Source organism: Candidatus Kryptonium sp. (genome assembly GCA_025060635.1).
GTDB lineage: Bacteria > Bacteroidota > Ignavibacteria > Kryptoniales > Kryptoniaceae > Kryptonium.
The window spans coordinates 815,995-828,617 of record JANXBN010000001.1; the positions used below are offsets into that span (position 1 = coordinate 815,995).

The 12,623-nt window shown below is 37.5% G+C and carries 9 protein-coding genes; 7 read left to right on the forward strand and 2 right to left on the reverse strand.

Annotation, left to right across the window (positions count from 1 at the left end):
* Nucleotides 1-57 precede the first annotated feature (57 nt).
* Both NZ923_03930 and NZ923_03935 read left to right on the forward strand, forming a co-directional pair.
* The gene (locus NZ923_03930; GenBank protein ID MCS7229170.1) at nt 58-2,142 is read left to right on the forward strand and encodes a hypothetical protein; all 2,085 of its coding nucleotides are present in this window, start codon (nt 58-60) and stop codon (nt 2,140-2,142) included.
* Between the two features lie 22 nt (nt 2,143-2,164).
* Nucleotides 2,165-3,898, forward strand: a complete 1,734-nt coding sequence (locus NZ923_03935) for a DUF5723 family protein (GenBank protein MCS7229171.1) — start codon at nt 2,165-2,167, stop codon at nt 3,896-3,898.
* Nucleotides 3,899-3,934: 36 nt separating this feature from the next.
* On the opposite strand, the gene NZ923_03940 is transcribed toward NZ923_03935, so the two are convergent.
* Complete coding sequence (locus tag NZ923_03940) at nt 3,935-4,786, reverse strand: acyltransferase (protein MCS7229172.1); 852 nt, start codon at nt 4,784-4,786, stop codon at nt 3,935-3,937.
* Nucleotides 4,787-4,846: 60 nt separating this feature from the next.
* Entirely contained in the window at nt 4,847-6,430 is a 1,584-nt protein-coding gene (locus tag NZ923_03945) for a D-aminoacylase (GenBank protein MCS7229173.1), read from the reverse strand.
* Between the two features lie 333 nt (nt 6,431-6,763).
* Between NZ923_03945 and NZ923_03950 the strand changes: the two genes are divergently transcribed.
* The 5 genes from NZ923_03950 (at nt 6,764) to nuoI (ending at nt 12,613) form a co-directional block, all read left to right on the forward strand.
* The gene (locus NZ923_03950; protein ID MCS7229174.1) at nt 6,764-8,089 is read left to right on the forward strand and encodes an insulinase family protein; all 1,326 of its coding nucleotides are present in this window, start codon (nt 6,764-6,766) and stop codon (nt 8,087-8,089) included.
* The gene (gene ald, locus NZ923_03955; GenBank protein ID MCS7229175.1) at nt 8,061-9,182 is read left to right on the forward strand and encodes an alanine dehydrogenase; all 1,122 of its coding nucleotides are present in this window, start codon (nt 8,061-8,063) and stop codon (nt 9,180-9,182) included. The genes NZ923_03950 and ald overlap by 29 nt, the downstream gene beginning before the upstream one ends.
* 21 nt (nt 9,183-9,203) lie before the next feature.
* Nucleotides 9,204-10,928: a 2Fe-2S iron-sulfur cluster-binding protein gene (locus NZ923_03960; GenBank protein MCS7229176.1), complete on the forward strand. Its 1,725-nt coding sequence runs from the start codon at nt 9,204-9,206 to the stop codon at nt 10,926-10,928.
* 77 nt (nt 10,929-11,005) lie between these two features.
* Nucleotides 11,006-12,022, forward strand: a complete 1,017-nt coding sequence (gene nuoH, locus NZ923_03965; GenBank protein ID MCS7229177.1) for an NADH-quinone oxidoreductase subunit NuoH — start codon at nt 11,006-11,008, stop codon at nt 12,020-12,022.
* Between the two features lie 60 nt (nt 12,023-12,082).
* Nucleotides 12,083-12,613, forward strand: a complete 531-nt coding sequence (gene nuoI, locus NZ923_03970) for an NADH-quinone oxidoreductase subunit NuoI (protein ID MCS7229178.1) — start codon at nt 12,083-12,085, stop codon at nt 12,611-12,613.
* Nucleotides 12,614-12,623: the final 10 nt, after the last annotated feature.

Consider the following 12,623-nt stretch of genomic DNA (forward strand, 5'->3'; position numbering starts at 1 on the left):
TAATAAATTTGTTTAACTTATAACTGGAAAACACAAAATAAACTCATTGGTGCAAAAATGCGAAAAGCAATTTTTCTTTTGACATTTATTTTTTTATATGGATGTTTTGAAAAGCCATCCGAACCTGTCATGCCAAGTTGGGATGTGAATTTAACAGTTCCGATTTTTGATAGAAGTTTCACTCTTGGCGAGTTGATTGAAAAAGATACATCATATCTGAAGGTAGGAGCAAACAATCAAATTTATTATGCGACAACAAATAACTTAGAGGCAACGAAGATCGGTGATAACTTAAAAATTTCTGATGTCTCAACATCAGCACAAACTCGGCTTGGAAATTTTGAAATTAAAAATCCAGGGACCGCAAGCGCAAGAATTACAGCAAATCAAATCTTTCCAACCTTACCACCGAATCTTCCGCCAGGGAATTATGTTATTCCATCAAACTTCCCTGGTCAAACGATTTCAACAAATTTTACAGCTTTTGAAAACTTTCAAACTGTGACTTTTGATGCGGGAATTTTGAGAGTCACAATAAATAACGGGCTTCCAGTTCCATTGATACTTATTGGGGGTTTGAAAATTTATGCTCAAGGAGATCCATCTAATCCTATTATTACCTTGTTTAGAGACGACACGATAAGAGCAAATTCAAGCAAAACCTCAGAGGCAAACTTAGCGGGAAGAAGTTTGCCATCAAATCTTGGTCTAACCGCTACTGTTTTATCTCCTGGCAGTGGTGGGACACCTGTTTATTTTGATATAAATCAAATGGTTGTTACGGTTTCAGCTTCGCTTGAGAATTTGAGCATTGCATCCGCAACTGCACAAATCCCAGCTCAAACAGATCCAGTTGTGATTGATACTTCATTTATATTTGAACAAAATGAACCTCAACCAAATGTAATACAACAAGTTACATTCAAAAGTGGGCAACTGCGACTTAGAATTACGAATAACATTGACCTTGGCTTAAATGGAACGCTTACGCTTTACAATTTCATAAGAAAATCTGATAACACTCCGCTTAGGATTCCGCTAAGTATAGGTCGGAAAAACTCTGCAAATAATGTCATCTTGCGAAGTGTGAACCTTGCTGATTATAGACTCGTTGGCGATCCTTCAAATCCTAATGCTCTTTCAAATAAAATATCTTACCGTGTTGAGGTTCGCACAGAAGACACAGGGAATGAATTTAGAACGATAAATAAAAACGATGGGCTTTCAGCAGAAATAGCTTTGTCAAATCTTGTCATTGAATCGGTTTCAGGTAAAGTTAAACCAACTAGAATTGATTTTGTGGAACAAAGAATTGATCTTTCGGGGCTTAAAGATTACAGGGAAAAATTTAAGGGCAATTTAAGGCTTGATGATATTCGGGTTGAGATTAACCTTGTCAAGACAGCTCAATTTTCATTTGATATGAACTTGAAGATAAAAGCTGTAAATCAAAAAACTGGTAAAACTGATTCGCTTGAAATACCGATAGATCAGAGAAGATTTTCAGGAACATCTCACAGGATAGTGCTTAACAAGAACAACAGCAACATAGTTAATTTCATAAATTCATTCACTAGTGCTGGTGGTGAACTTCCAGAATACATATCAGTATTAGGTTTTGTGTTCTTAAATCCTGATTATCAAACTGGGCGCGCTTCTTCAAGTGATTCAATTTATGGCTCGGTTTCGGTGAATTTCCCACTAAGCGTTGGGATTTCAAATGCTGAATTTAAAGATACGAGTGAAGTTGAAGAACTTTCATCGGAAACGAAAAAGGAACTTGATAAGATGAACTATGGTAAGTTATTTGTTGAAATTGAGAATGGGATCGGAGTTGAATTGAAGTTTAGAGCGACGATATTGGGTTTTGTTATGGATTCCTTGATCTCAATTCCTAAAGCAAGTAATTTCACAATTCCATCGGCGTCAGTTGATAACAATGGATTTTCTGTGAGGACATCAAAATTTGTAAATGTGATAGAACTTGAAAAAAGCGAAATTCAAAAGCTTAAAAACATGAAGTTCATCAGGTCATTTATCTCGCTTGCAACCGCTGGGAATGGCAATGTTGTTAAGTTTAGAACGACCGATTCAATCAGGGTCAAAATCTATGGAAGATTAAATTACAAAGTTGAGTTTTAAAACAAATAAAAAGGAATATAAGATGAGGTTTAAAGCACTGATTTTAACCAGCGTGATTTTATTTACAATAGCATTTGGTGGCGATGATAAGTCAAATGTTCGTGGTCTTGGGATGGCTGGAGCAACAACAGCAACGAGTCGGACAATAGACGCAATTGGCGTAAATCCCGCTTTGCTTGCGTATATGGGAATTGAAAGGGGATCTCAGGTAAGTGGAAGAATCATTGATGCTGAAACAAAGCAACCAATTCCAGGAGCACAAGTAACTATCAGGAACATAAACATAACAGCTCGGGCAAATTTCAGTGGCGAGTTTTCAATAAAAAATGTCCCTGCTGGGAATTACACCATCGTTATAACGCAAAGAGGATACGAAACGCTTGTTATAAACAGATTCAGAGTCAATCCAAACTCTGTGATTACCGGAACGATTAAAATTTCAAGGAGAGAAACGAGGGAGGAAAAAGTCGTTGATTTTAAAGATTTAGATTTTGTTGTTAAGGAACAGAAACCGATAATTTACAATGATAATAGTAGTTTCACGATGAGCTTGCTTCCACAGTTCGGAGCGAGCATTGGGATGAACTTTTTAAGCTATAATCTTTACCTTGATTATTTCACTGGGGTTGATAGTGCGGGTAAGAAAGTGCCAAGACATCTCACGGATGCCGACAAGCGAAAGATACTTGATTCTTTTAGAGAAGATCCGGGGACTTTAATGGCGCAATTTGATGTTAAGTTATTAAATTTGGCGTTCAGAATCAAAAGCGTTGGGATTGCGCTCGGTGTAAGGGAAAGGGTCATATCAAAATTTGGAGTACCGAGAGAATTTTTTAGGTTCATGCTCTATGGGAATTCGCCCGGATCCGTTTATTCAAATAACCTGGCGATCGGAGGTACATGGATGAGGGAATTTTCTTTTTCATTTGGAACCAGATTGCCTGTTAATTTGGTCGCGGTCAAAAATATCAATTTCGGTGTCGGGGTGAAATATATTCAAGGTTTTGGTTATGTGGGAAGTGACAAACTTAATTTAACTCTTGAAACCGCCGATTCATCAAGAGGTTATGAGATAACAGCAAGGATAAGTGGGCTTTTGAAAAAAGCTGGTGTAGATTTCCTTGATCCAGATAAAGAATCTGAATTTACACCTTTTCCAAATCCAGCTGGAACTGGGCTTGGATTTGACATCGGCGCAAGCGCTGAAATACTTGGGCTATTTGTCGCTGGATTTAGCATAACTGATATTGGTTCTGTTAAATGGACGAAAAATGCTGGCACGATTTCAGGTGATACTGTTTTTAAGTTTACAGGTTATACGACGCAGAAGAAAATGGATAGTTTGGAGAAAAGCTTTGAAAATTATGTTAATAGCCGAAAGAAAAAGGGAAGTTTTTCAGCAGGTTTGCCAACGGCAATAAGATTTGGCGTTGCAACCGATTTGAAAACGCTTCTCCCATTTTTCCCGGGGCGAATGCTTATATCTGCGGATTATTATCAACCAATTGGGAATGAGCATATAAGTTTTAAGGCGCCAAGATTTGGACTTGGTGTAGAATGGCGTTTGATCGGGTTTTTACCATTAAGAGCAGGTGTATCGGTTGGTGGTTTTGAAGGATTTGCTCTTTCCGCTGGAACTGGGCTAAATCTTTCGTTTATGGAATTAAACATTGCGACGGGTAATTTAAACGAAATTATAAAAGGTGGCGACCTGCGCAATTTTTCAATTGCGACGGAATTGAGATTGAAGTTTTAAAAAATTTGAAAAAACGCGGGCATAATGCCTGCGTTTTTATTTTTCAAATTTCAAGATTCTCTCAAGCTCTCGTGCTACAAGGAAAGGATTTTCATCAATAAAATGTCTTGAGAATTGCCTTGACCTTTTTATTGTGTTAAAATCAATTTCACCAAAGATCAAATCCTCTTCAAAAAGCTTTGCAAGGGCGATGACTTCACCATCTGAATTAACAATTTCAGAACCGCCCCAGAAGTTTACACCATCTTCATATCCAACCCTGTTGCTGAATAGAAGATAAATACTTAACAACCGTGCGTAGGTCTTATGGTGTTCTGAATTAATCTTATAGTTTGTGAGTTCATCTGATTCTCCCGATATTCTTGTCGGGCTTGCCGCAAGTCCTGCTATGATGGTTGCACCTTGGATCGCAAGTAAATATGGAAGCGAGATATGCCATAAATCTTCACATATAAGAATTCCCATTCGTCCAATTTTAGTTTCAAATGTATGAACTTTGTTTCCACTTGAAAAATATCTCATCTCTTCAAACATTCCATAGGTTGGTGGATAGATTTTTCTGTGAATGTGTTTTAGCTCGCCATCCTCAAAAACGAAAGCGGAGTTGTAAATTCCATAGTTCTCTCCTTCTTCAACTCCACCGACGATGATGATTATATCCTTACTTAATTTTTTTAAATCGTCAAGGGCATTTGATTTAAACGGATTAACTGCAATTTCAATATTGATATCTCGCAAGGTATAGCCTGTTAAGCTAAGTTCTGGAAATAGGATCAATTTTGCTTTTTCTTTTATGGCTTTTTGAATGTAGTGGATATGTTTTTCAAGGTTTTGCTTTAAGTTTCCGAGGACGCAGTCAATTTGTGCAACTGCCACAAGGTGTTTCATTGTTAAGAAATTGATTTGTTTTTAGGTAATTTAAAAAATTTGCAAACAAATTCCGATTAGTTAATTTTCACCACGCTTCAGAATTCTACCTCCTGTTTTTCCTGTTAGTTTCCCATCTTCAATTGTCAAAACTCCGTTGACCCATAGATACACTACGCCTTCTGAATACTGATGTGGATTTTGGAATGTTGCTTTGTCTTTGATCTTTTCATAATCAAAAACGACGACATCAGCGTAATACCCAGGTCTTATCAGACCACGATTGAAAAGTTTTAATCTCCATGCCGGAAGTGAGGTCATTTTTCTGATTGCTTCTTCAAGTGTTAACAGTCCCAAGTCCCGGACATACCTTGATAATACCCTTGGAAATGTTCCATATGTTCTCGGATGTGGGAAACCCATCCCAGGTTTTGCAACTCCTCCATCGGTTGCTATCATCGTCCAGGGGAATCGCATAATTCTTTGTAGATCTTCTTCGCTAAGTGAGTGGAAGATTGCTGTCGCACCGCCATTTTCAACGATTTCAATTACAAGTTCACTAGCATTTTCAAAATTTGGCTCAACTCCTCTTTCTTTTAAAATTTGCGCAAGCGTTTTACCTTGATATTCAGGTTTCCATCTGCAACTTCCTATTTGAATGTTTGCGGGATCGCCACTTCCGCGGTCGCTTTTCATGTTTTCAGCGATACCTTGCTTTATAAGATTTCTCAGTTCTGGATTTTTCAATCTCTCAAGTAATTTTTCACTTCCCTCTGCCATTGCCCAGTTGGGAATTAGCACAGTTATTCCTGTATGCGTTGCTGTGTATGGATATTGATCAAGGGTTACATCAATTCCTTCTTCTTCCCTTGCTCTTTCAACCCTTAACAAAGTTTTCAAACTCATTCCCCAATTTGCACGACCTACTATTTTATGATGAGTGATTTGAACTGGGATTTTTGCTTCTTTGCCTATTTTTATTGTTTCTTCAATGGATTCAAGGATTTTGTTTGATTCATTTCTCATGTGAGTTATATATATTCCGCCGAATTTTGCTGCAACTTTTGCAAGCTCAATTATTTCATCGGTGTCAGCAAAGGAACCTGGTGGATAAATAAGCCCTGTTGATAAACCAAAAGCTCCTTCTTTCATTGCTTCTTCAACGAGAGATTTCATTCTGTTAAGTTCTTCCTTTGTAGGTTTTCTGTTCTCCCAATTCATAACTGAATCTCTAATAGTCCCATGACCAACGAAAAAACCGATATTTGCTCCAAGTGGTAGCTTTCCAAATTCTTCAAAAGCTGTTCTTAATGGAAGAGGTGATGAACCATCGTTTCCTTCAATAACTGTCGTTATGCCTTGTCTAAGCAAATTTTCCATCGTTGGCTCAAAAATTAGTCCGCCTCTTGCGTGCGAATGGATATCAATGAATCCCGGAGAAAGATATAAACCATTGGCGTTTATGACTTTTTTAGCTTTATTTCCATCAAGTTTGAATGCGACATCTACGATTTTGTCCCCTTTTATTCCAACATCTCCTATAAACCATGGAGCACCTGTGCCGTCAATTATTCTTGCGTTTTGGATCAAATAATCATATTCAAAATCTTGCGCAAAAATGCGGGTTATTATAAAAATCAGTAAAAGTGAAATCCTCCGAAACATGGCTGGAGATTTTTTTTTGTGAAATTTAAGAATTCATATAAACAAAAATCAAGCGCTGTGAAAGTTAAAGATAAAGCATCCTGAATGAATTTCTGCTGTATCAGAACTATTTGAATTCATTCAATTCAATCCGATACCGAGCATTGAGTTTGATGTTGTCGGTTTTGTTTGTAGATTTTTTCTTTAAATTTGGTGTGGAGTGATTTTTATACTGGGTGAAGTTTTCAAAAAATTTAAATCTTGCCGAGAGCGGTTTTTTTCTTGATTATTTTAAAAGGTCTTGGTATATTTTGGACAAGTAAAAACTTAACTTTTTGAAAACTTGATCACGAAATGAAGAAATCAGCGATAGCAGAAAAGCAAAAAATTCAATTTTTTACGGCAGATTACAATAGAACCGTTCTTGAAAATGGCATAAGAGTTGTTTCTGAATCAATCCCATATGTCAAAAGTATTTCGCTTGGTGTGTGGATTAATGTCGGCTCAAGGGATGAGGACGAGGCGAATAACGGGATCACCCATTTTATAGAACACATGGTTTTTAAAGGGACGAAAAAAAGAAACGCGCAGGAAATTGCTGAATTCGTTGAAGATATAGGTGGTTATTTAAATGCTTTCACAACGAAGGAAAATACCTGTTTTTATGTGAGAATTTTGAGCGAACATCTGAAAGAGGGGGTTGAGATACTTTCGGATATGATTCAAAATCCTGTTTTTGACAAAAAGGAGATTGAAAAAGAAAAAGGGGTTGTCTTTGAAGAGATAAAAGATATTGAAGATGATCTTGAGGAATATATTGGTGACCTGCTTGAATATTATATTTACTATCCTCATCCGCTTGGTTTTCCTATAATTGGGACGAAAGAAACTGTAAAGGCATTCACGCAGGAAAAACTTTTTGAACACTTGAAAAAATTTTATAATCCAAACAATATAGTTATATCCGCGGCTGGGAATCTTGTTCACGATGAGCTCGTAAGGTATGTTGATAGATTTTTCAATTCACGAAGCACAAATGGTTTTTATTATAAAAGGGAAAAACCTGATAAAGTAAGAGCGGTCAATCACACCGTTGAGAAAGCAACAAATCAATCTCATGTTTGCATTGGCACTGCAACTTATGGGGCAAAGGATTCAAAGCGGGATCATCTGCTTCTTCTTAACACTATTCTTGGCGATGGAATGAGTTCGCGTTTGTTTCAAAACATAAGGGAGAAGCAGGGTCTCGTGTATTCAATTTATTCTTTTTATGCGATGTTTAAAGATTCGGGTGTTTTTGGAGTTTATTTTGCATGCGACAAGAAAAATGTTGATAAAACAATTGAATATGTGTGGAAGGAGTTTGATTCAGTTGTCAAAGGTGGAATTCGTTTAGATGAGTTAAAAAGAGCTAAAGCGCAAGTTAAAAGTTCTTTGTTAATTGGGCTTGAGAGCTTGTCAAATAGAATGCAACGGCTTGCGCAGATAGAATTTTTCTATGACGGTAAATACACCGATATTAATGAGATTATACGAGGTATTGAAGCGATCTCATCCGACGAGGTTTGTGAGGTTGCAAATGAAGTTTTAAATAAAGAGAGATTCACAACAATTATTATAAATCCAGCAAAAAATAATATGGAGAAAACCTATGATAGTAGGCGTTCCAAAAGAAATTAAAAGGATGGAAAACAGAGTAGCACTCTTACCAGCTGGCGTTTCAATTTTAAGAGCACACGGTCATACTGTCTTAGTTGAAAAAGGCGCTGGGCTTGGCAGTGGATTTAGCGATGAACTTTATAAAGAGGCAGGCGCTGAAATTGTTGATGATCCAAAGGAAATCTACGCAAAAGCGGATATGATTGTTAAGGTTAAAGAGCCAATAGGTTATGAGTATGAGTTGCTGAGAAAAGACCAAATCGTATTCACATATTTTCATTTCGCAGCAAGCCGTGAGTTGACAGAGGCAGTTATTAAATCTGGGTGCATTGCAATTGCGTATGAAACAGTCCAAAAAGATGATGGTTCTTTACCTTTGCTTGAGCCGATGAGCGAAATTGCTGGAAGAATGGCTCCGCAAGAAGGCGCAAAATATCTTGAAAAAGCAATGGGAGGTCGTGGAGTTTTGCTCGGTGGAGTTCCCGGAGTTGAGCCAGCAGATGTTACAATCATCGGTGCTGGCGTCGTTGGGACAAACGCAGCGAAAATAGCAGCTGGGCTCGGTGCAAGAGTTACAATTCTTGATGTAAATCTTCAGAGATTGAGATATCTTGATGACATCATGCCAAAAAATGTCGTCACAATGGCTTCAAATGAATACAATATAGCAAAAGCGGTTCGTAGAGCGGATGTGTTAATTGGCGCCGTTCTAATTCCCGGAGCGAAAGCACCAAAACTTGTAACAAAGGAAATGGTTGCTCAAATGAAAGAAGGTGCTGTGATAATTGATGTCTCAGTTGACCAAGGCGGTTGTATTGAAACGATAAGAGCGACAACTCACGATGAACCTATTTATGTTGAATATGGAGTTATACATTACGGCGTTGCAAATATGCCAGGTGCTGTGCCAAAAACTTCAACAATTGCTCTTACAAATGCGACATTGCCTTATGTGGTTGAACTTGCTGATAAAGGTTTTGAAATGGCAATAAGAACAAACAAAGAATTAAGAAGAGGTGTTAATATAATTGAAGGTAAAGTAACTCATTTAGGAGTTGCCGAGGCTTTTGGTCTTGAATATACACCGCTTGAGGACTTGATAAAACTTGATTAGCAAACAAAATAAAACATTCAAATGCCAAAAATAACAATAGATGGAATAACCACCGAAGTTAAAGATGGAATAACCGTTCTTCAAGCAGCTCAAGAACTTGGGATTGATATACCTCATTTCTGTTATCATCCTGCGCTCTCAATTGCGGGAAATTGCAGAATGTGTCTCGTTGAAATTGAAAAGATGCCGAAACTTGCTATTGCTTGTGCAACCAGAGTTATGGATGGAATGGTTGTTCACACTCAAAGTGAAAAAGTTAAAAAAGCAAGACAAGCTGTTCTTGAATTTATATTGATCAATCATCCATTAGATTGCCCGATATGTGATGAGGCGGGTGAATGCAAACTTCAAAATTATACATACATCTATGGTCCGGGACATAGCAGATTTGACGAGGAAAAAGTTCACAAGCCAAAAAGAGTTCCGCTTGGTCCAAATGTGGTTCTTGATGTTGAAAGATGCATAATGTGTTCAAGATGTGTGAGATTTTTTGAGGAAATAGTAAAAGATCCGCAATTGACATTTGTACAGCGAGGAGATAGAGTAGTTTTGACAACTTTTCCGGGCAAACGAGTTGATAATCCATATTCAATGAATATAATTGACATCTGTCCAGTTGGTGCTCTTACCTCAAAAGATTTCAGGTTTAAGGAGCGAACCTGGAACATGACCGCTGTCCCAAGCGTATGCACTGGTTGCGCAAGAGGTTGTAATGTCTATCTATGGGTGAGAAATAATGAAATTTTGAGAATCACTCCAAGGGTTAATATGGAAGTCAATAGATATTGGATGTGTGACTATGGTCGTTTTACTTATAAACCTGTAAACTCTGACGACAGAATAAAATCCCCAATGATTCGTCAAAATGGAGAACTTGTTGAAGTTGATTGGGATATCGCAATTGAGAAAGCTGCTTCAATACTTAAAACAGTCAAACCAGATGGAGTCGCTGTGATAGGTTCTGCCTACGCAACAAACGAGGATAATTTCGTCCTTCAAAAATTCGCTAAATCTGTCCTCAAGACAAAATACATTGACTTTATACCGCATGTCAAAGATGGAGATGAAGATGATTTTCTCATAAGAGCAGATAAAACTCCAAATTCAACCGGAGCTAAACTCGTCGGAATCAAAGCGAATAACGGCTTTGGATTTGACGCAATAGTTGAAGGATTGAAAGCAAAAAAGATTAAAGTTATATATGTTATGGATGATGACATTGTTTTAAACGATGAGATTTACAACCTGCTTGACGATGTTGAATTAATTGTTCACACAACGAATAGGAATAAAACTGTTGAAAAAGCGAAGGTTGTATTTGCAAGTGCATCTTTTGCGGAGAAAGAGGGAACATTTACGAATTTTGAAGGAAGGGTTCAAAAAATAAATATAGCAGTGCTACCGAAAGATATTGAACCATACATGCTTCATAAACCGAGAAAGTTTGGCGAGGCAAGACCAAACACTGGTGAAATTGATAAATCAAAATTTGCTTTTTCAAGATTATTCAAGTTTGGAACTGAATTTGACAGATGGGCAAACGCTGAAAGAAGAAATGTTAAACCTTCGTGGTGGGTGATAACTCAAATAGCCAACGAGCTTGGTGGAAAATTTAGCTATAAAAATGTTAAAGATGTATTTAGCGACCTTTCACAAAGCATTCGTGAGTTCAAGGGTTTAAGCTACGAATCCATTGGTGATGAGGGAGCATTCATAAATAAAGAAATGGCTACGGTTGAGTTTTAATTTAATCTCCCCCCTTCGTGGGGGGTAATTATTTTTGTTGAGAATGGAAAATTTTTTAAACAAAAAGCACAAAGCACATGGAAACGCTATTGATTGTCGTAATTAAATCAGCGATTTTCATACTTCTTTTCTTAACTGTTTCAGCTGTTTTGACATATGTGGAAAGAAGAATTTCGGCGTTTATTCAAGATCGTCTTGGTCCGAACAGAGTCGGTCCATTTGGGTTGTTTCAGCCAATTGCAGATGTTGTTAAAATTATTTTCAAAGAAGAAATCATCCCTGCAAACGCTGACAAAACTTTACACACGATCGCACCTATAATTTCGCTCTTTGTTGCTTACAGCGTTTTTGCAGTTTTGCCACTTGGAGAAAAACTTGTTATCAACGGAAATGAAATTAAACTTGTCGTAGCTGATGTAAATATCGGTTTTCTTTACATTCTTGCGCTAAGCTCGCTCGGCGTTTACGGAATAACATTAAGCGGATGGTCATCAAATAATAAGTATTCACTTCTCGGTGCTTTGAGGGCTTCGGCTCAAATGATAAGTTATGAGCTTTCGCTCGGACTTTCGCTCGTCGGTGTTGTTCTCGTTTCTGGATCAATCCAAATTGACGAGATAATTCGCTCTCAAGCAAATGTCTGGAATATATTTTATCAACCTGTTGGTTTTATAATTTTCCTTGTCTCTGCGTTCGCTGAAACTAACAGATTGCCTTTTGATTTACCTGAAGCTGAACCTGAACTTGTCGCTGGTTATCATACTGAGTATTCTGGTATGAAATTTGGAGCGTTTTATCTTGCAGAATATACCAACATAATAACAGCAAGTTTGCTTATGACGGCATTTTATTTTGGAGGTTGGTATTTCCCATTTGTTGACATTTATAGTGGTATGAATCCGAACCTCGCTGGAATTTTACAAGTAATTGTGTTCTTTGCAAAAGCTGGAGTTATAATTTTCTTGTTCATGCTCGTTAGATGGACTTTGCCGAGGTTTAGATATGATCAACTAATGCGTCTTGGATGGCAAGTTTTGTTACCGCTTGCTCTTTTAAATGTCCTTGCAACTGGACTTGTTAAGATGATTATTTAAATGAAAACCATCAACGCGACTTTACATATTCAGCAAAATCAAAAATAAATTTAATCTACCATGACGGAGATAAAAACAAACGGAAGACCGAGGACAAGGGAGATAAAGCGAAAGGCGAATATGAATCTGCTTGAACGACTTTATCTTCCTGAAATTATAAAGGGTTTGAGCATAACATTTCGTCAGATATTCAAACCGAAGGTTACATTTGAATATCCAGATGTTAAGTGGCAACCACCAGCTTCGTTCCGCGGAAGACCTGTCCTTGTGGTTGATGATGAAACAGGAGTTGAAAGATGCGTTGCTTGTGGACTATGTGCAAGGGTATGTCCAGCGCTTGCTATTGAAGTTGTAGCTGATGAAACTGAACTTGATAAGGAACGATATCCGAAAAAATTTGAAATAAATATGTTGCGTTGTATATACTGCGGGCTTTGCGAAGAGGTCTGTCCAGAAGAAGCGATCGTGATGAGCAAAGAATATGAGCTTGTTTTCACAAATAGAGAAGAAGCCATATTCGGGAAAGATAAACTTTTAGTGCCAGCTTCAAAATTAAAAGATCGGCTTGAATTTTTAAAACAGATGCGATAAAATAAAACCT